At 71.1% G+C, this 19760-nt stretch carries 13 protein-coding genes; 8 read left to right on the top strand and 5 right to left on the bottom strand.

The genetic code is table 11. The features are described 5' to 3' along the window. The first annotated feature begins 173 nt into the window (after window positions 1-173). The 4 genes from NLX94_RS27020 to serA all read left to right on the top strand — a co-directional run bounded on the left by NLX94_RS27020 (window position 174) and on the right by serA (window position 5632). Window positions 174-2063, top strand: coding sequence for an acetolactate synthase large subunit (locus NLX94_RS27020; RefSeq protein ID WP_254385706.1), 1890 nt, complete (start codon window positions 174-176; stop codon window positions 2061-2063). A gap of 32 nt (window positions 2064-2095) precedes the next feature. Beyond that, entirely contained in the window at window positions 2096-2620 is a 525-nt protein-coding gene (ilvN, locus tag NLX94_RS27025) for an acetolactate synthase small subunit (RefSeq protein WP_243337813.1), read from the top strand. Window positions 2621-2764: 144 nt separating this feature from the next. Beyond that, the gene (gene ilvC, locus NLX94_RS27030) at window positions 2765-3766 is read left to right on the top strand and encodes a ketol-acid reductoisomerase (RefSeq protein ID WP_243337812.1); all 1002 of its coding nucleotides are present in this window, start codon (window positions 2765-2767) and stop codon (window positions 3764-3766) included. Between the two features lie 276 nt (window positions 3767-4042). Beyond that, window positions 4043-5632, top strand: a complete 1590-nt coding sequence (gene serA / locus NLX94_RS27035) for a phosphoglycerate dehydrogenase (protein ID WP_254385707.1) — start codon at window positions 4043-4045, stop codon at window positions 5630-5632. A gap of 79 nt (window positions 5633-5711) precedes the next feature. Here serA and NLX94_RS27040 read toward each other — a convergent pair whose 3' ends face one another. Further along, the gene (locus tag NLX94_RS27040; RefSeq protein WP_254385708.1) at window positions 5712-7247 is read right to left on the bottom strand and encodes an MFS transporter; all 1536 of its coding nucleotides are present in this window, start codon (window positions 7245-7247) and stop codon (window positions 5712-5714) included. 89 nt (window positions 7248-7336) lie between these two features. On the opposite strand from NLX94_RS27040, the gene NLX94_RS27045 reads away from it, so the two are divergent. Beyond that, a complete protein-coding gene (locus tag NLX94_RS27045; protein WP_254385709.1) occupies window positions 7337-7933 on the top strand; it encodes a TetR/AcrR family transcriptional regulator in 597 nt (198 codons plus the stop codon). Window positions 7934-7973: 40 nt separating this feature from the next. Here the strand turns inward: NLX94_RS27045 and NLX94_RS27050 are convergent, their stop codons facing one another. Both NLX94_RS27050 and NLX94_RS27055 read right to left on the bottom strand, forming a co-directional pair. Continuing rightward, on the bottom strand, window positions 7974-12083 hold the full coding sequence (locus NLX94_RS27050; protein WP_254385710.1) for a caspase family protein: 4110 nt from the start codon (window positions 12081-12083) through the stop codon (window positions 7974-7976). Window positions 12084-12136: 53 nt separating this feature from the next. Next, the gene (locus NLX94_RS27055) at window positions 12137-13447 is read right to left on the bottom strand and encodes a helix-turn-helix domain-containing protein (protein ID WP_254385711.1); all 1311 of its coding nucleotides are present in this window, start codon (window positions 13445-13447) and stop codon (window positions 12137-12139) included. A gap of 201 nt (window positions 13448-13648) precedes the next feature. On the opposite strand from NLX94_RS27055, the gene NLX94_RS27060 reads away from it, so the two are divergent. Then, a complete protein-coding gene (locus tag NLX94_RS27060; RefSeq protein WP_254385712.1) occupies window positions 13649-14575 on the top strand; it encodes a proline dehydrogenase family protein in 927 nt (308 codons plus the stop codon). A 32-nt stretch (window positions 14576-14607) separates the two neighbouring features. Next, window positions 14608-16239, top strand: coding sequence for an L-glutamate gamma-semialdehyde dehydrogenase (pruA, locus tag NLX94_RS27065; protein WP_254385713.1), 1632 nt, complete (start codon window positions 14608-14610; stop codon window positions 16237-16239). Window positions 16240-16318: 79 nt separating this feature from the next. Here pruA and NLX94_RS27070 read toward each other — a convergent pair whose 3' ends face one another. Beyond that, complete coding sequence (locus NLX94_RS27070) at window positions 16319-17020, bottom strand: nitroreductase family protein (protein WP_254385714.1); 702 nt, start codon at window positions 17018-17020, stop codon at window positions 16319-16321. 125 nt (window positions 17021-17145) lie between these two features. Here NLX94_RS27070 and NLX94_RS27075 point away from each other — a divergent pair, with 125 nt between their 5' ends. Further along, window positions 17146-17700, top strand: coding sequence for a GNAT family N-acetyltransferase (locus NLX94_RS27075; RefSeq protein ID WP_254385715.1), 555 nt, complete (start codon window positions 17146-17148; stop codon window positions 17698-17700). On the opposite strand, the gene NLX94_RS27080 is transcribed toward NLX94_RS27075, so the two are convergent. Continuing rightward, a complete protein-coding gene (locus tag NLX94_RS27080; RefSeq protein WP_254385716.1) occupies window positions 17697-19727 on the bottom strand; it encodes a phosphocholine-specific phospholipase C in 2031 nt (676 codons plus the stop codon). The genes NLX94_RS27075 and NLX94_RS27080 overlap by 4 nt on opposite strands. Window positions 19728-19760: the final 33 nt, after the last annotated feature.

A 19760-nucleotide genomic window follows, 5' to 3' on the forward strand; every position in this document is an offset into this window, starting at 1 on the left:
CGAATTCTCGTACTTGGAAAGCGCGTCGGCTGAAGCTGGGGCCAGCATGTCCCCGCTCAACGCACCCGACGCGCTCCCCTCGCTTGCCTCCCGGCACGAGGGGTTTTTTGTTGCACTGGCAACGTCGAATCTCGTAAAACCCTCCTCGTAAAACCCTCAGCTTCGAGAAGAGAATGCCGATGACCGAGCAGGCCACCGGGGCCCACCATCCGCAGCCGCGGGCCCGTACCGGCGGACACCAGACCGCCGCAGTTGAGCACGTCACGGGTGCGCAGTCCCTCATCCGCTCTCTCGAAGAGGTGGGGTGCGACACCGTCTTCGGCATTCCGGGCGGCTGCATCCTCCCCGCGTACGACCCGCTGATGGACTCCAAGAAGGTCCGTCACATCCTGGTCCGCCACGAGCAGGGCGCCGGCCACGCCGCGACCGGCTACGCGCAGGCCACGGGCAAGGTCGGCGTCTGTATGGCCACCTCCGGACCGGGGGCCACGAACCTGGTGACGCCGATCGCCGACGCGCACATGGACTCCGTGCCGCTCGTCGCGATCACCGGCCAGGTCTCCTCCAAGGCGATCGGCACCGACGCCTTCCAGGAGGCGGACATCGTCGGCATCACCATGCCGATCACCAAGCACAACTTCCTGGTCACCAAGGCCGAGGACATCGCGAAGACCATCGCCGAGGCCTTCCACATCGCCTCCACCGGCCGTCCCGGCCCGGTCCTGGTCGACATCGCCAAGGACGCCCTGCAGGCGAAGACCACGTTCTCGTGGCCGCCCACCCAGGACCTCCCCGGCTACCGGCCGGTCACCAAGCCGCACGCCAAGCAGATCCGCGAGGCCGCCAAGATGATCGCCGCCGCCAAGCGGCCGGTCCTCTACGTCGGCGGCGGCGTCATGAAGTCCGGCGCGACCGCCGAGCTGAAGGTCCTCGCCGAGCTCACCGGCCTCCCGGTCGTCACCACCCTGATGGCCCTGGGCTCCATCCCGGACAGCCACCCGCAGAACGTCGGCATGCCCGGCATGCACGGTGCCGTCACCGCCGTGACCGCGCTCCAGAAGTCGGACCTGCTGGTCGCGCTCGGGACCCGCTTCGACGACCGCGTCACCGGCAAGCTGGACAGCTTCGCCCCCTTCGCCAAGATCATCCACGCGGACATCGACCCGGCGGAGATCGGCAAGAACCGCGCCGTGGACGTTCCGATCGTCGGCGACGCGCGCGAGGTCATCGCCGACCTGATCCAGGCCGTCCAGGCCGAGGCGAACGACGGCAACGCCGGCGACTACACCGCCTGGTGGAAGGACCTCAACCGCTGGCGCGACACGTACCCCCTGGGCTACGACCTGCCCGAGGACGGCTCGCTCTCCCCCCAGCAGGTCATCGAGCGGATCGGCCAGCTGGCGCCGAAGGGCACCATCTACGCGGCCGGTGTCGGCCAGCACCAGATGTGGGCCTCGCACTTCGTCAACTACGAGGAGCCCCGCACCTGGCTGAACTCCGGCGGCGCCGGAACCATGGGCTACGCGGTCCCCGCCGCGATGGGCGCCAAGGTCGGCATGCCGGAGCGCACCGTCTGGGCGATCGACGGCGACGGCTGCTTCCAGATGACCAATCAGGAACTGGCCACCTGCGCGCTGAACAACATCCCGATCAAGGTCGCGATCATCAACAACGGCGCGCTGGGCATGGTCCGCCAGTGGCAGACCCTGTTCTACAACCAGCGGTACTCGAACACCGTCCTGCACGGGGACGAGACGGGCACCGACACGGCCGTCGGCTCCCAGCTCGGCGAGTCCGCCGCCCCCCGCATGGGCACCCGCGTCCCGGACTTCGTCAAGCTGTCCGAGGCCATGGGCTGCGTGGCGCTGCGCTGCGAGGACCCGGCCGACCTGGACAAGGTCATCGCCGAGGCCAACGCGATCAACGACCGCCCGGTCGTCGTCGACTTCATCGTCCACGAGGACGCCATGGTGTGGCCGATGGTCGCCGCCGGCACCTCGAACGACGAGGTCATGGCCGCCCGGGGCGTCCGCCCCGACTTCGGCGACAACGAAGACGACTGAGCCGAGAGAGCCCGAGAGAGAGAACGACTCACATGTCCAAGCACACGCTCTCCGTCCTGGTCGAGAACACGCCCGGCATCCTCGCCCGGATCGCCGCACTGTTCTCCCGCCGCGGGTTCAACATCGACTCCCTCGCGGTCGGTGTCACCGAGCACCCCGACATCTCGCGCATCACCATCGTCGTGAACGTCGAGGACCTCCCGCTGGAGCAGGTGACCAAGCAGCTCAACAAGCTGGTCAACGTGCTCAAGATCGTCGAGCTGGAGCACACCAACGCCATCGAGCGCGAACTCGTTCTGGTGAAGGTCCGCGCCGACAACGAGACGCGCTCGCAGATCGTCGAGATCGTCCAGCTGTTCCGCGCCAAGACCGTCGACGTCTCCCCGGAGGCCGTCACCATCGAGGCCACCGGCGGCACCGACAAGCTGGGCGCCATGCTCAAGATGCTGGAGCCCTTCGGCATCAAGGAGCTCGTCCAGTCCGGCACGATCGCCATAGGGCGCGGCGGCCGGTCCATCACGGACCGCAGCCTGCGCGCGCTCGACCGCAGCGCCTGAGCCCGGCCGGGCCGGTGACACCACCGGCCCGGTCGTGCCCCGCCCGTTCGTTTCTCGCTCGCTCGTATGGCGAGACCGAGAACCACGTATTCCGTTCCCCGCCGTACGGTGGGAGCAACACCAGCGCACCAAGGAGATATCCCAGTGGCCGAGCTGTTCTACGAGAACGACGCCGACCTGTCCATCATCCAGGGCCGCAAGGTCGCGGTCATCGGTTACGGCAGCCAGGGCCACGCCCACGCGCTGTCGCTCCGTGACTCCGGCGTCGACGTCGTCGTCGGCCTGCACGAGGGCTCGAAGTCCAAGGCCAAGGCCGAGGAGCAGGGCCTGAAGGTCCTCCCCGTCGCCGAAGCCGCGGCCTGGGCGAACGTCATCATGATCCTGACCCCGGACCCGCTCCAGGCCGAGATCTACGCCGCGTCGATCGAGTCGCACCTGGAAGAGGGCGACGCGCTCTTCTTCGGCCACGGCTTCAACGTCCGCTACGGCTTCATCAAGCCCCCGACCAACGTGGACGTGGCCCTGGTCGCGCCCAAGGGTCCGGGTCACCTGGTCCGCCGCCAGTACGAGGAAGGCCGCGGCGTGCCCTGCATCGCCGCCGTCGAGCAGGACTTCACCGGTTCCGCCTTCCAGCTCGCGCTGTCGTACGCGGCCGGCATCGGCGGCACGCGCGCCGGCGTCATCAAGACCACCTTCACCGAGGAGACCGAGACCGACCTCTTCGGCGAGCAGGCCGTCCTCTGCGGTGGCGCCTCCGCGCTGGTGAAGGCCGGTTTCGAGACGCTGACCGAGGCCGGCTACCAGCCGGAGATCGCGTACTTCGAGTGCCTGCACGAGCTGAAGCTCATCGTCGACCTCATGTACGAGGGCGGCCTGGAGAAGATGCGCTGGTCGGTCTCCGAGACCGCCGAGTGGGGCGACTACATCACCGGTCCCCGCATCATCACCGACGCCACCAAGGCCGAGATGAAGAAGGTCCTCGCGGAGATCCAGAGCGGCGAGTTCGCCAACACCTGGATGGCCGAGTACAAGGCCGGTCTGCCGAAGTACAACGAGTACAAGAGCGCCGACGAGGCGCACCTGCTGGAGACCACCGGCAAGAAGCTCCGCAAGCTGATGAGCTGGGTCGACAACGACGAGAGCTGATCCGCGTCGCCGCGGGGCCGGGACACGCCGTCCCGGCCCCGCGGCACACCGGTTCGGGTACCCGTACGACGGGCCTCGCGGAGGCCCGCTTGTCCACCCCGGCCAATCTCGTGCGGGTGATCCTTCCGTACAGGCGGATTTCCCTTCCGGATCCGCCACTACACTGCTCAACACAACGCGTCAGGCCCACAGTGTCGTGCGTCTTCCACGCGGCTACCCCCTCCACCGCCTGCGGCCGTCGGGACGGCCGTCCGCACTGGACTTGTGAGGACCCACGTGAGCTCGAAACCTGTCGTACTCATTGCCGAAGAGCTGTCGCCCGCCACTGTCGAGGCGCTCGGCCCGGACTTCGAGATCCGGCACTGCAACGGTGCCGACCGCGCGGAGCTGCTCCCCGCGATCGTGGACGTCGACGCGATCCTGGTCCGCTCCGCGACCAAGGTCGACGCCGAGGCCATCGCCGCCGCCAAGAAGCTGAAGGTCGTCGCCCGCGCGGGCGTCGGTCTGGACAACGTCGACGTCTCGTCCGCCACCAAGGCCGGCGTGATGGTCGTGAACGCTCCGACGTCCAACATCGTCACCGCCGCCGAGCTGGCCTGCGGCCTGCTCGTCGCGACGGCCCGCAACATTCCGCAGGCCAACACCGCCCTGAAGAACGGCGAGTGGAAGCGGAACAAGTACACGGGCGTCGAGCTCAGCGAGAAGACCCTCGGTGTCGTCGGCCTCGGCCGCATCGGCGTCCTGGTCGCCCAGCGCATGTCGGCCTTCGGCATGAAGATCGTCGCGTACGACCCCTACGTGCAGCCCGCGCGCGCCGCCCAGATGGGCGTCAAGATGCTGGCCCTCGACGAGCTGCTCGAGGTCGCCGACTTCATCACCGTGCACCTTCCCAAGACCCCCGAGACCCTCGGTCTCATCGGGGACGAGGCCCTGCACAAGGTCAAGCCGTCCGTCCGCATCGTCAACGCCGCCCGCGGCGGGATCGTGGACGAGGCCGCGCTGTACTCGGCCATCAAGGAGGGCCGCGTCGCCGGCGCCGGCCTCGACGTGTACGCGAAGGAGCCCTGCACGGACTCCCCGCTGTTCGAGCTCGACCAGGTCGTCTGCACCCCGCACCTCGGCGCGTCCACGGACGAGGCCCAGGAGAAGGCCGGTGTCTCGGTCGCCAAGTCGGTGCGCCTCGCGCTCGCCGGTGAGCTCGTGCCCGACGCGGTCAACGTCCAGGGCGGCGTCATCGCCGAGGACGTCCGTCCGGGCCTGCCGCTCGCCGAGAAGCTCGGCCGCATCTTCACCGCGCTGGCGGGCGAGGTCGCGGTCCGCCTCGACGTAGAGGTCTGCGGCGAGATCACCCAGCACGACGTCAAGGTGCTCGAACTCTCCGCGCTCAAGGGCGTCTTCGAGGACGTCGTCGATGAGACGGTCTCCTACGTCAACGCCCCGCTCTTCGCGCAGGAGCGCGGGGTCGAGGTCCGCCTGACCACCTCCTCGGAGTCCCCGGACCACCGCAACGTGGTGACCGTGCGCGGCACCCTGTCGGACGGCCAGGAGGTCGCGGTCTCCGGCACGCTGGTGGGCCCGAAGCACCTGCAGAAGATCGTCGGCATCGGCGACTACGACGTGGACCTGGCGCTCGCCGACCACATGGTCGTCCTGCGCTACGCCGACCGCCCGGGCGTGGTCGGCACCGTCGGCCGCATCCTCGGCGAGGCCGGCCTCAACATCGCGGGCATGCAGGTCGCCCGCGCCGAAGAGGGCGGCGAGGCCCTCGCGGTCCTCACCGTCGACGCCGAGGCCCCGGTGAACGTCCTCGCGGACATCGCCACCGAGATCGGCGCCGTCTCGGCCCGTACGGTCAGCCTCGGCTGACGCTGCGGCAGCTGACGCAGCGAAGGGCCCGGGGGAGACCCCGGGCCCTTTCGCGTGTCCCGCGCCTTTCCTACGTCGCTCAGTGCGCGAGCGCTTCGCCGGCCGGGGCCGGCTCCGCCGGAGCCGGGGCCTGTGCTCCGCGGCCCCGGAGCAGGGCCGCGGCGAGCACCGCCGCCGCGAGGAGCAGGACCGTACCGCCCCAGGCTGCGTACTGCATGCCGTGGACGAAGGCCTCCCGGGCGGCGGCCAGGACCTGCCCGCCGGCCGTGCCCCCGAGTGCCTGGGCGGTGGCCACGGCCCCGCCCAGGGTCTCCCGCACGGCGGGTTCGGAGCCCGCCAGGTCGGAGCGGTAGACGGCGGTCCCCAGGCTGCCCAGGACGGCCATCCCGAGGGCTCCGCCGAACTCCTGGCCGGTCTCCAGCAGGGAGGCGGCCGAGCCGGCCTTCTCGGCGGGGGCGGAGCCGAGCGCCATGTCCGAGACCAGGGACATCACGGTGACGATGCCGCAGGCGAGGACCCCGGCTCCGGCCAGCAGCAGCCACAGCGAGTCCGTGCCCACCAGGCTGGTCAGGGCGAACCCGGCGGCGGCGAGGGCGAAGCCGCCCGAGATGACGTAGGCCCGGTCGGTCTTCTGGGCGAGGGCGGCGCTGACGGGGGCGGCGGCGCCGATGAGGACCGAGGGGGCGAGGCTCCAGAGGGCGGCTTCCAGGGTGCCCATGCCGAGGACCGACTGCAGGTACTGGGTGTTGAAGTAGGCCGAGCCCATCATCGCGAAGGCGGCGACGGTGTTCAGGCCGATGCCGGCGCCGAAGCCGCGCCCCCTGAAGAGGGCCCGGGAGACCATGGCGTCGTCACGGGTGCGCTGCCGGCGCACGAAGAGCCATCCGAAGGCCAGGCCGGCGGCGAGGCAGCCGGCGTACAGCGGGGTGAGGCCCTCGGCGGCGATCTCCTTGAGCCCGTAGACCACCGGCAGCACGGCGGCCATCGACAGCGGCACGCTCAGCAGGTCGAAGCGGCCGGGCGCCGGGTCCGTGAACTCGGGGACCAGCACGGGGACCAGGACCAGCAGGAGCAGCATCGCGGGCACGTTGATCAGGAAGACGGAGCCCCACCAGAAGTGGTTCAGCATCACCCCGCTGAGCACCGAGCCCAGGGCGATGCCGCCGGTCATGGCACCGGACCAGATCGCGATGGCCTTGCCGCGTTGCTTGTCGTCCTGGAAGAGGTTGCGTATGAGGGCGAGCGTGGACGGCATCAGGGTCGCACCGCCGATGCCGAGCAGGACGCGGGCGGCGATGAGCATGTCGGCGCTGGTGGCGTAGGCGGCGCCGACGGAGGCGATTCCGAAGGCGGCGGCGCCGAACAGCAGCAGCTTGCGGCGGCCGATCCGGTCACCGAGCGAGCCCATCGTGATCAGCAGGCCGGCGAGGGCGAAGGCGTAGCTGTCGAAGATCCAGAGCTGCTGCGTGGCGCTGGGGTCCAGCTCCCGGGTGATGGCCGGGATGGCGAAGTAGAGGACGGAGACGTCCATCGAGACCAGGAGCAGGGGGAGCAGGAGAACGGTGAAGGCGGTCCATTCCCGGCGACCGGCGAGACGTGCTGCGGGGTTCGTCATGAGCAGTAATGTACAAGCGTCATAAACACTTGTCTAGGACGGATGTATGGGACTTCTGTCTTGGACGGTTGTCTTGCTACGGTGAGGGCATGGGACACCGTGAAGATCTGCTCGAAGGCGCGAAGAAGTGCCTGGTCGAGAAGGGTTTCGTGCGCACGACCGCACGCGACATCGTCAGTGCCTCCGGCGCGAATCTGGCGTCGATCGGCTATCACTACGGCTCGAAGGACGCGCTCCTCACGCAGGCGTTCATCGGTCTGATCGAGGAATGGGGCGAGAGCTTCACGGCTGACCTCGGTGCCGAGGGCGGCTCGCTCGAACGCTTCCGCGAGGTGTGGGACGGGGTGCACGCCGGGCACGAGGAGTCCGGTCCCATCTGGGCCGCCAGCATGGAGGTCGCCCTGGCGGGCGAACGCCTCCCGGAACTGCGCGAGCTGATCGGGGCCTCGCAGGGGGAGGGGCGCAAGGGGCTGATCGCCATGTTCACCGGCACGCCGGAGGCGGAGGTCACGGAGGAGGACGTCCGCACGAGCGGAGCCTTCTACCAGGCCCTGCTCAACGGCTTCATGCTCCAGTGGCTCTTCGACCCCGCGTCGGCCGCGACCCCGGCGGAGCTGACCGAGGGGATGCGGCGGGCGGTGGAGGCGATGGCGAGGACGGGCGCGGTGGGGGGATCCGCGTCCTGAGGCCGGGGGAGCGCCGGGCGGCTCGCGGCCCGTGGCCGGCTCACGGGCGCGGCGGCGCCTCGGCCAGGATGAGCGAGGCCGCCGCCTCCCAGGTCACGCGGGCGGCGAGGCGGTTGCGGAGCTTGGCGATCCGTTCGAAGGCTGCGTCCCGGTGGGTGAGGCACCGATTGATCCGCTCGGCCCACACGACGGCGTCCTCGTCCAGGTTCCTCGTGACCGGCACGATGAGGTCGTCGGCGTCACCGCGCAACTCCTCGCGCAGGAGTTGAGCCAGCCCGCTGTTGCCGCTGACGAGGACCGGGACGCCGCGGATGATGGCCTCGACCCCGATCATCCCGAACCCCTCGGAGCGGGAGGGCATGATCACCAGGCTGGCGCAGCCCATGTCCTGGTCGAGGCGGCCGGGGTCCGGCGAGAAGCCGCGTACGGTCACCTCCAGCGCGGGCACCCCCGACCAGTCGATGATCTGGTCCCGTTGTGCGTCGCCCTTGCCCAAGGGGGCTCCGCGCACCAGGAGTTCGACCGGATCGATGGAAGCCTTGGCCCGCAGCTCGTGCACCCGGCCCAGGGCGAGGGCCGCCAGGTCGACGCCCTTGAGCACGGCCTCGTCGGTCCGGCCGGCCAGCAGCACCTTGAGCGGGAGCCCGGGCGGCGGGGTGCGCGGGGCGGGTCTGGTGCCCGACTGCACGTCGAATCCCGGGTCGAGCTGCGTCGGCGGTAGGGCGGCTTCGTGGAGCTCGTTGGCGAACCGTCCGTGCAGGCGCGGGCCGACGGCGAAGGCGCGGTGGGCGGTGGTGCCCAGCTTCCGCTCGATCTCCGTACGGTCCTCGGCGAGTTGGGCACGGTCCGTGGCAGCGTCGAGCTTGTGCCACTCGATCTCGTCGGGTGCCATGTGGATGATGTGCAGTCTCCGGGCGTTCTGGAAGTAGTCCTCCTGCAGGTGCACGGCGGCGGGTCCGGTGATCCGCCCGTGGCCGATGACGAGGTGGGGCGTCACCGGGATGAGGGGCCGGCGGGTGAGCCTGCCGTATTCGGGGGCGCCGGGCGCACCCGGGTGGCGCAGGAGGGTGACGTGCTTGGCCTCCGCGTCGAGGGACTCGGCATCGGTCAGTTCGAGCACGGTGCAGAAGACCTGGGCCCCCGCGGCAGCGAGTGCCGTGCAGAGGTGCCGGTTGAAGCTGCTCAGGCCGCCGTGCGCGGAGAACCACTCGGTGGCGACGACGAGGACGACGGGCCGCTCGGCGAGCAGGCGCGAGGCGATGTCCTCGGCCGTCCCGTCATCGCCGGCGGGCGAGGGGCCGGACGGGTCGGGGCCGGACGCTTCAGGGCCGGACGGGGAGGGGGCGGAGCCGGTGTCGGCGCGGTCCTGGAGCGCCCGCAGCAGCGGGCCCGGCGCGGCATGGCGCAGGAAGGCGGCGTCCGTCAGCAGGCCGTCCAGCACGTGGCCCGCCGCCGCGTGGGTGACGAGGTGCTCGCGGATGTAGGGGTGCGCCGCCCCCCAGTCCCGCTCGCCGGACGGGGTGACCGGTACCTGCTGGACGAGGGCCAGGGCGATGAGGCGGTGCCGCTCCCGGTCCTGGCCGGCGGTCCGCAGGTGCTCCGCGAAGGTTTGGTGGAACAGCCGGTAGACGGTGGTGTCGTGCTCCCGGTCCTCGGTGACGATCCCGTTGCGCTGGGCGAGGAGCGCCTGCACGCCCATCTCCGTGCAGGGTTCGTCCGTGAGGGCCGCGGCCAGCGGAGCCCAGAGCTCGGCCGGCAGTCCGGCCCCCTGGGCGTAGGCGAGGGGCAACAGGAGGCGGGTGGAGGGGGATGCGCGGCCCTCGTCGTGAACGTGCTGCCTGAAGAGGCTCTCGTACACCTCCTCGACGGCCGGGAAGCGGGCCGGTGCCGTGTCCGTCGTCCCGCCGTTCAGCAGGGTGAGCGCCGCCAGCTGTGCGAAGAGGAAGGATCCCCGCGCCTGCCGGGCGATGTCATCGGCTTCGGCCGCGGCTCGGGCCGGGTCGCCGGCGTAGCGGGCTGAACGCCTCGGGGCCGGCAGGTTCGCCTGGTCGAGCAGGTGGCGGGCGTAGACGCGCAGGTCGTCGTCGTCGCGGTAGGGCGGCTCGTCGAGGTCGATGACCTTGAGAGCCGGGCCGAGCGAGGTGAGCTCGTCCCGGCGTGTGCCGATGACCAGCCGTGCCCCCGGGACGGAACTCAGGGGCCGGATCACGTCGGCGGCGATCCGGCGGGGGTCCTGCGCCTCGTCGAGTCCGTCGAGGAGGATCACGAGCGGGTTGGTACGTGCGCCGAGCGCCGCGAACACGTCGTAGCGGTCGGAGGCGGCGGGCAGGCCGAGTGCCGCCGCGAGCCTGGAGACGATGTCCGTGGGAGTGGCCGTACGGCAGCTCAGGGCGATGAGGGCCGTGTTCGGCGGTGACACCGAGGGCGGCAGGCTCAGCCTGGCCGCGCTGTCCGGGTTCATGAGGGAGACGAGGCGGCCGAGCAGCGCGGATTTGCCGCTGCCCGCGGCGCCCGTCACGGCGAGCGACTCGTTGTCGGCGTCCGGTGAGGAGAGCCATTCGGTGAGCGCGGTCAACGCCGTCACGCGCCCGACGAAGAGGTCCCCCGCGACGGACGCGTGCGGCACGCCGCGGCCGAGCGCCGCGAAGTGCTCGCCGTGCTCCCGGCGGATCCGGGCGGCGCCGGCGAGGTCGAGCTCATCGGGCGGAAGACCGGGTACATAGGCCGGGTTGGGGAAGAAGGGGTCCTCCCCGTCCGTCGCCGTGCCGGCCGTCCGCAGCAGCCCGGACGTGCCGTGCGCACGGAGCCGCTCCCGCACGCCCTCGGTCACCGACGGGACGCTGAGGAAACGCTGCCGGCGGTCGGCCAGCAGTTCGTCGAGCACCTCCCGCAGCGCGCGCGTGAACACGCCGCTCTCCGCGCGGCTGCCGTGGGAGGAGGTGAGGACCCAGGTCCTGCCTTCCGACGGGCGGGTACTCGCCGCCGCCAAGTCCGGTACGGTCGCGTCCCCCGAGACGGGGTCGCTCTGGCAGATGTCGAAGACGACGACGGAATGCCCGGACAGTCGGTCCGTCGCCAGGGAGGAGAAATCGTCGCTGCTGATGGCGGAGTACGGGAAGCCTTCCGCGTCGTCGTCCGAGCCGAGCAGGTACTGCCGACCGCCGTGCTGGGCCCCGTGCCCGGCGAAGTACGCGAACACGATGTCGTCCGGACCCAGCCGGGTCGTCCTCGCCCAGCGTTGCAGGCCGCCGCGCAGCTGGGCCGAGGTCGGATCGGATGACACCTCGGTCAGGACCCGCTCGTACCCCATCGGGGCGAGGGCTTCGTAGAGGCGCTCAACGGCGTCCGTGACCCCGGGCAGGTTCATGGAGGGCGCCGCGTACTGCGAGACCCCCACGAGGATCGCGTAGCGGCGCCCCGGAACGCCCTCGGCCTTCGGCCGGTACCTGCGCAGCACCGCCGCCAGCACCGAGGCGGCCCGCTCGGCGGCGTGGTACGCGCCGAGGGCGTCGTCCTTGAGGGCGTCGATGTGATCGTCGATGCCCCGGATCGCCAGGACCTCGGGCCGTCGGCTCGGGGTGGCCGCGCGGGCGGGCCAGAAGCCCTGCAGGTCGATCGCGAGAGCGTCGCGCAAGTAGCTGAGGACCAGGGCGAGTCCGGGTCCGGGGTCGATCAGAGGGCTGTCGTCCCTGACGATCGGCCCGAAGTGGGCTCGTACGCCCCGCATGTCCTGCACGGCCGAACGGGCCGCCCGTTCGAGCAAGTGCGAGCCCGGGACGACCTCCGGCCGGACCTGGACCCCTTCGGACGACTGCGCCTTCATGGCGCCGCTCAGGTCGTACGTCCCTGTGGCGACGACGACGTCCCCGATCGCGACCTCGTCGCTCAGGCCGCCGGCGACACCCACGGAGAAGACGGCCTCGGGCCGCAGCCAGTCGACGAGCAGGGCGCTCACGGCATCCGCCCGCCCGGCGCCCGGCTCCGGGTCGCCGATGACGACCTGCCAGGGGGTGCCGGGCAGCAGGCCCTTCTCGACCCGGATCCCGTCGGGGTGGACGAGTTCCCGCAACTGTTCGAGGTGCGTGCGAACGGCGTTGTGTTCAGAGGCGGTTGAGACCAGAACGAGAACGGTGGGCTGATGCTCCGGCACGCCCCCACGGTACTGGCAGGCGGGCGGGACCGGGATGGTTCGAGGGAGACGGCCTAGCCGTGCAGGCGGGCCGCCTTGAGGGCCATGTGGAGGAGGAGGCGGTCCTCGCCCTCGTCCAGGTCCAGGCCGGTCAGCTGCTCGACCCGGGACAGGCGGTAGTACAGGGTCTGGCGGTGGATCCCCAAGGCCGCGGCCGCGCGGCCCGCTTGGCCCGCGCAGTCCAGGAACACCTCGGCGGTGCGGGCCAGTTCGGGGTTGGCAGGGCCGCGCAAGGTGCGGGTCACCGGGTCGTCCAGGGCCTCCTCGGCGACGGAGGCCAGCATGCGGTAGGGCCCGATCGAGGACCACTGCGCGACCGGCCCCAGCCGCGGCCCCGCGGCGGCGGCCCGGGCGGCGGCGGTGGCCTGCTGCCAGGCGGCGGGCAGCCCGGTGAGCGCCCGCACGGGGTCGGACACGCCGGCGGTCACTCCGGTGGCGGCTCCGGCCGGCGGTCCGGTGGTCACCCCGGCGGCCGATCGGGCGGCCGATCCGGGGGCGGTGGCCTTGCCGCCCGCCTTCGGCGAGGCGGGGCTGGGGCCGGCTCCGGAGCCCGCCCCGCCCGCCCCGGCGGCCGCGCGGGGCATCAGGCGGGAGACCGCCGTCAGGGCCGGAGCCAGCGGGTCCGCGCCGCGCAGCCGGACCAGGACCGCCAGGCACTGCCCCGCCGGGCGGCCTCCGCCGGTGCGGGGCTCCTCCTCGGCTGCGCCCCGCCAGGGGACCACGCACACGGCCGCGGCTCCCGGGACCGAAGCCGGGGCCTCGCCCCGCCAGGGGCTCACGCAGACCGCGGCGTGCGGTCCCTCGCCGCCCGGGCCGAGTGCCACCCGTAGCGCGGCCACCGCCATGTCCTGCTGCCATCCGCGCCCGGCGGTGAGCACCGCGAGGAACTCCCGGGACAGGTCGGCCCCCGCCCGGGCCTCCTCCGCGAGGAGCAGCCCGATCCGCTGGGCCACCTCCATGGCATCGGCCAGCGCCTCCGTGCCGGGGCCGGGCTCCTGGTCGAGGAGCCACACGTAGCCCTGGACGATCCCGCGGTAGCGCACCGGCAGGCAGATCCGCCCCCGGAAGACCCCGGCGTCCGGGGCGGCCGGGATCCTGACCGGTCCGGTGGCGCGGGCGATGCCGAAGCCCTCGAACCAGGACCGGACGGCCGCCGTCGACTGGCGGGTCAGGATCGAGCGGGTCCGTACCGGGTCCATGGCGAGGTCGTCATCGCTGTCGTGCGCGCCGAAGGCGATGAGGCGGAAGTCGCGGTTCTCCAGCGTCGCCGGAGCGCCGAGCAGCGCCGAAATCTCGTCCACCAGGTCCTGGTAATCGCCCTTCACCCGCACATTCTCCCACCCCCGCGGCCGCCCTTCAGACAGGTGTATGAGATCCGGGCCACGGATGCGTGACAGCTGTCGATGGCAGAGGATCGGGGAGATCCCTAGGTTTCACGGTGGTTTTACTTGCGTTTTCCTTATGGCCTCCGTCGTCCCGGCGTGGGGCTATTGTCGGCTTCTGCCCGCCACCCGTTGGAGGTACCCGTGCTGGGTCCCGCGATCCTCGCCGCCTCGCGCAGCGACAAGATGCGCCGAATCGTCTCTGCCGCCCCGGTGACCAAGCCCGTGGTGAACCGGTTCATCCCCGGTGAGACGGTCGACCAGGTCATCCCGATCGTCGAGGACCTCACCGCCAAGGGCCTGGAGGTGACCCTCGACGTCGTCGGCGAGGACATCACCACCGTGGAGCAGTCCCACGCCGCGCGCGACGCGTACCTCCAGCTCATCGAGCAGCTCGCCCACCTGGGCCTCGGCGAGACCGCCGAGATGTCCGTGAAGCTGTCCATGTTCGGCCAGGCGCTGGAAGGCGGCCACGAGCTGGCCCTCGCCAACGTCCGCCCGGTCGTCGAGGCCGCCGCCGCCATCGGCACCACCGTGACCCTGGACGCCGAGGACCACACCACCCTCGACTCGATGTTCGCCATCCACGAGGAGCTGCGCCGGGACTTCCCGCAGACCGGCTGCGTGATCCAGGCGTACCTGTTCCGCACCGAGGCCGACGCCCGCCGCCTGGCCGCGGCCGGCAGCCGCGTACGCATCGTGAAGGGCGCCTACAAGGAGCCCGCCGAGGTCGCCTACCAGGACAAGGCCGAGATCGACAAGGCGTACGTCCGCATCCTGAAGATCCTGATGGACGGCGCGGGCTACCCGATGATCGGGTCCCACGACCCGCGCCTGATCGCCATCGGCCAGGAGCTCGCCCGCAAGGCGGGCCGCAAGCTCGACGAGTACGAGTTCCAGATGCTGTACGGCATCCGCAGCGAGGAGCACCTGCGCCTGGCCGCCGAGGGCCACCGCATGCGCGTCTACACGGCGTACGGGACCGACTGGTACGGCTACTTCATGCGCCGCCTCGCGGAGAAGCCGGCCAACCTGCTCTTCTTCCTCCGCTCGATGATCACCAAGAACTAGCCCTCCCACTAGCTCAAGGAGCACTCCGCATCATGGACGCTGTAACCCAGGTCCCCGTGCCGGTCAACGAGCCGGTCCACTCGTACGCCCCCGGCACCCCGGAGCGCGCGCGTCTCGAGACGCAGCTGAAGCAGCTGTCCGAGAACCCGATCGACCTCCCGATGACGATCAACGGCGTCAAGCGGATGGGTGGCGGCGAGCGCTTCGACGTCGTGCAGCCGCACGACCACAAGTCGGTCATCGGCACCTACGCGAACGCCACGCAGGCCGACGCCCAGGAGGCCGTCGACGCCGCCCTCGCCGCCGCCCCGGCCTGGCGCGCGATGTCCTTCGACGACCGCGCCGCGATCATCCTGCGCGCCGCCGAGCTGCTCTCCGGCCCGTGGCGCGAGAAGCTGGCCGCGTCCACCATGCTGGGCCAGTCGAAGACCGCGCAGCAGGCCGAGATCGACACCCCGTGCGAGCTCGTCGACTTCTGGCGCTTCAACGTCCACTTCGCCCGCCAGATCCTGGCCGAGCAGCCCGTCGCGAACTCCGCCGGCGTGTGGAACCGCAGCGACCACCGCCCGCTCGAGGGCTTCGTCTACGCGATCACCCCCTTCAACTTCACGGCCATCGCGGGCAACCTGCCGACCGCCCCCGCCCTGATGGGCAACGTGGTCGTGTGGAAGCCGTCCCCGACGCAGACCCACTCCGCGGTCCTCCTCATGGAGCTCCTGGAGGAGGCCGGCCTGCCCAAGGGCGTCATCAACCTGGTGACCGGCGACGGCATCGCCGTCTCCGACGTGGCGCTGACCCACCCCGAGCTCGCGGGCATCCACTTCACCGGCTCGACCAAGACCTTCCAGTACCTGTGGAAGACGGTCGGCAACAACATCGAGACGTACAAGTCCTACCCGCGCCTGGTCGGCGAGACCGGCGGCAAGGACTTCGTCGTCGCGCACCCGTCCGCGGACCGCGCGATCCTGAAGACCGCCCTGACCCGCGGCTCCTTCGAGTACCAGGGCCAGAAGTGCTCGGCGTCCTCGCGCGCCTACGTCCCGGCCTCGATCTGGAACGACGGCTTCAAGGAGGCCTTCGCCGCCGAGGTCGACGGCATCACCATGGGCGACGTCCGCGACCTGACCAACTTCATCGGCGCCGTCATCGACGAGCGCTCCTTCGCGAAGAACAAGGCCGCGATCGACCGGGCGAAGGCCGACCCGACCTGCGAGATCGTCGCCGGCGGCACCTACGACGACTCGGAGGGCTACTTCGTCCGCCCGACCGTCATCGCGTGCACGGACCCGTCCAACGAGGTCTTCACGACGGAGTACTTCGGCCCGATCCTGGCGATCCACGTCTACGAGGACGCCGACTTCGACGCGATGCTCGCGCAGATGGAGTCCGTCTCGGCCTACGCCCTGACCGGCGCCGTCATCGCGCAGGACCGCTACGCGGCGGCCGACGCGATGGAGAAGCTCCGCTTCGCCGCGGGCAACTTCTACATCAACGACAAGTCGACCGGCGCCGTCGTCGGCCAGCAGCCCTTCGGCGGCGGCCGCGCCTCGGGCACCAACGACAAGGCCGGCGCCGCCTCGAACCTGACGCGCTGGACCTCGACCCGCTCCATCAAGGAGACCCTGGTCCCGCCGACCGAGTACGGCTACCCCCACATGGGCTGACCAGCCCCACTGAACCCCGCCCCCGTTCCGGTACCCCCAAGTCCGGAGCGGGGGCGGTTTCCATTTCCCCGAGGCCGGTCTAGACCTCGACCAGGACCTGGTCCAGGGACTTGCGGGTCAGGTCCGGGACCTCGCAGTCGGGGGAGGGGTAGCCGACCGGGATGACCGCGAAGGCCTTCTCGTTCTCCGGGCGGTCCAGGACGTGGGAGAGGAAGCGCATCGGGCTCGGGGTGTGGATCAGGGCGGCCAGGCCCGAGAGGTGGAGGGCCGACAGGAGCATGCCGACCGCGATGCCGACCGACTCGTCGACGTAGTAGTGCTTGTGCTTCGTGCCGTCCTCGCCGAGCCAGTAGCGCTGCTGGAAGACCACGATCAGGGCCGGGGCGTCGGTGAGGTGGGTCTTCACGGCGTCCGTGCCGATGGGGCGCAGGGCCGCCAGCCACTCGTCGCCGAGGCGGCCGTCGTAGGAGAGCTGTTCCTCCTGCTCGGCGGCCGCGCGGATCTGCTCCCGCACGGCCGGGTCCTTGACGAGGACGAAGGTCCACGGCTGCTGGTGGGCGCCGGAGGGGGCGGTCGCCGCGCACGCGATGGCGTCCCTGACCACCTGCTCGGGCACCGGGTCGGGGGAGAAGTGGCGTACGGTCCTGCGGCCGTCCATCCGCGTGCGGAGTTCGGCGGCGCGTGCGAGGGACTCCTGCTCCGGCATCCGCTCGGGGCGGTAGGGGGCGGGGCGGTACGGCTGGCCGTGGATCGGGGTCCACTGCTGGGTATCGGGAGACATGGGGCGAGTCTGCCGAGGCAATGGTCCAGACCGCCAGAGTCGTGTCGGCCCCATTCGGCCGGTGGGCGATATTTCATGTCCGGATATCGGAATGCCCGACCGCCGGAGCTTGGTACGGTCCCGGGATGACCGGTGCCAGGGACAGTGGTGTGCGCACCGCGCACACGTCGGAACTCACCGCGGGCGAACTGCGCGCGGTACGGAGCCTGCTCGACGCCGCCTTCGAGGGGGACTTCGGGGACGAGGACTTCGAGCACGCGCTCGGCGGGATGCACGCGCTGGTGTACGAGGACGGGGAGCTCGTCGCGCACGGGAGCGTCGTGCAGCGCCGCGTGCTGCACGCGGGCCGGGCGCTGCGCACCGGGTACGTGGAGGCCGTGGCCGTACGGGGCGACCGGCGGCGCCGCGGGCTCGGCGGGCTGGTCATGGCCCGGCTGGAGGAGGTCGTCGCGCGGGCCTACGTGCTGGGCGCGCTGTCCGCCTCGGAGGCGGGGGCCGGGCTCTACCGGGCCCGCGGCTGGTCGGCGTGGGGCGGGGAGATCGGGGTGCTCGGGCCCGGCGGGCCGGAGCGGCTGCCCGAGGAGGAGGGGTCGACGTACGTGTGGACGCCGCCCGGCGGGGTCAGGCTGGACCCCGCCGGGCGGCTCGACTTCGACTGGCGCGAAGGCGACGTCCTCTAGCTGCCGCTGATGCTCGGGGCGCCCGTCTCGATGTGGCCCGTGTAGCGGCGCGACCAGGTGCCGTCGGAGTCCGCCAGGACCGTGAAGTCGTACCAGCCGTTGTTGTAGGCCACGGCGTTGAAGAAGTCCTCGCGCGAGGAGTTCGCCGGGACCGTGTAGGTCCACGGGCCGTCCGCGCGGTAGGCGTTCGAGCGGATCGTGAAGGTGACCGGCGAGGCGGAGGAGTTGGTCAGCTTGAAGTAGAGCGCCGTCTTGCCGGTGCCCGGCTCCACCGCGAAGCGGGCCGCGGCCTCGATGGACTTCCCGGCCTTCGAGGCGTCGCCGATGAACCGCCGCAGGAAGCGGTTCGGCCCGTACATCGAGATGTCGTACTTGCCGGAGCCGCTGCCCGTGCCGATGTTGAAGTAGTCCGTGGAGGTGGCGCCGGCGTCCACCGTGTACTGCCAGGCGGCCGTGTCCCGGTACTGGTGCGGGTGGATCGAGAAGTGCGCCGCCTGCTTCGCCTCGGTGCCCGCGTTCGTCATCGAGAACCAGGCCAGGATCTTGCCGCCCGAACCGAACTCGAAGCGGTCCAGGTTCCCGTTGACCTGGTACGGAAGGGCGCGCGCGGGCCGCGTCCCGGCCTCCTGGACCGGCTGCGCGTTGTCCTGCGGCACCGGGTTGGGGAGCGGGCCGCAGGTCGCCTGGCCGATGACCTTGGCCGTGGAGGGCAGGCCGGCGGGAACCCCGTAGACCGGGTGCGCGAAGTCGAAGACGCCCGTCAGGTCGCCCGTGACCTTGCGGCGCCACGCGCTGATGTTCGGACAGGTGGCGGGGGTGCCGAGCGCGGCCGTCCACTTCTCCATGAAGCGCAGGACCGAGGTGTGGTCGAAGACCTCGGAGCTCACCCAGCCGCCGCGGGTCCACGGGGACATCACGATCATCGGGACGCGGAAGCCGAGTCCGATCGGGACGCCGTCGAGGTACTCGCCGGGGGTGCCGGGCGGGGCGACCGGCGGCGGGACGTGGTCGAAGAAGCCGTCGTTCTCGTCGTAGTTGAGGAAGAGGACGGTGGAGTCGAAGACCTCCGGGTCGGCCGAGAGCGCGCGGTAGACGAGGTCCACGAAGTGCGCGCCGTCACCGGGCGGGGCGTACGGGTGTTCGGAGAAGGCCTCGTTCGCCACGACCCAGGAGACCTGGGGGAGGGTGCCGGCGACGACGTCCGCGCGGATCGCGGCCGCGATGTCGTCGGGGGTGGAACCGGTGACCTTGGGGACGGAACCCATGCCGCGGTCCCACAGGGGGTTGCCGGGGGCGGCGTCCGTGAATTTCTTGAAGTAGGCGAGCCCGTTGTCCCCGTAGTTGTCCTGGGCGTTCTGGTAGACCTTCCAGGTCATGCCGGCGCGCTGGAGGGCCTCCGCGTACGTCTCCCAGGTCAGCCCGGACTCGTCGCCGCCGTCCTTGCTGGAGGCGTCGATCTTGCCGCTCCACAGGAAGGTGCGGTTGGGGCCGGTCGCGCTCAGGGCGGAGCAGAAGTAGGCGTCGCAGACCGTGTAGTTGTCGGCGAGGCCGTAGTGGAACGGTATGTCGCTGCGGTCGAGGTAGCCCAGGGTGCGGGTGTTGCCGACGCCGGTGACGAAGTTGTCCATGCGGCCCTTGTTCCAGGCCGCGTGCTGCGAGGTCCAGCTGTGCGGGAGATCGCCGTTGCACTGGGCGAGGGTCTCGCCGTCGACGCCGCCCGCCGGCGGGGTGGAGCTGAGCTTCCACGGGTACTGGCGGCCGCCCCAGTTGGGCTGGTTGAACATGCCCCAGCCGCCCGGGATGTTGCCGGCCGCGCGGTCTCCGAAGCCGCGGACGCCCTTCAGCTTGCCGAAGTAGTGGTCGAAGCTGCGGTTCTCCTGCATCAGGATCACCACGTGCTTCACGTCGGTGATCGTGCCCGACGCGGCGGCCGCGGCCGCCGAGGTCGGCGCGATCGCGGGCAGGGCCGCCCCTGCCATCAGCCCGGCGCCGATCCCCACGAATCCTCTGCGGCTGATAGGTGTCACTGGCTGCTCGCCTCCAACTCAAGTGCCCCGCTG

Source organism: Streptomyces sp. TBY4 (genome assembly GCF_024213195.1).
GTDB lineage: Bacteria > Actinomycetota > Actinomycetes > Streptomycetales > Streptomycetaceae > Streptomyces.

What these genes read in the sequence shown, in the direction of transcription:
- pruA (WP_254385713.1), top strand. Translation starts at nt 14,608, where the DNA reads ATGGACGCTGTAACCCAGGTCCCCGTGCCGGTCAACGAGCCGGTCCAC.
- NLX94_RS27070 (WP_254385714.1), bottom strand. Translation starts at nt 17,020, where the DNA reads ATGTCTCCCGATACCCAGCAGTGGACCCCGATCCACGGCCAGCCGTAC.
- NLX94_RS27040 (WP_254385708.1), bottom strand. Translation starts at nt 7,247, where the DNA reads ATGACGAACCCCGCAGCACGTCTCGCCGGTCGCCGGGAATGGACCGCC.
- NLX94_RS27075 (WP_254385715.1), top strand. Translation starts at nt 17,146, where the DNA reads ATGACCGGTGCCAGGGACAGTGGTGTGCGCACCGCGCACACGTCGGAA.
- ilvN (WP_243337813.1), top strand. Translation starts at nt 2,096, where the DNA reads ATGTCCAAGCACACGCTCTCCGTCCTGGTCGAGAACACGCCCGGCATC.
- NLX94_RS27020 (WP_254385706.1), top strand. Translation starts at nt 174, where the DNA reads ATGCCGATGACCGAGCAGGCCACCGGGGCCCACCATCCGCAGCCGCGG.
- NLX94_RS27045 (WP_254385709.1), top strand. Translation starts at nt 7,337, where the DNA reads ATGGGACACCGTGAAGATCTGCTCGAAGGCGCGAAGAAGTGCCTGGTC.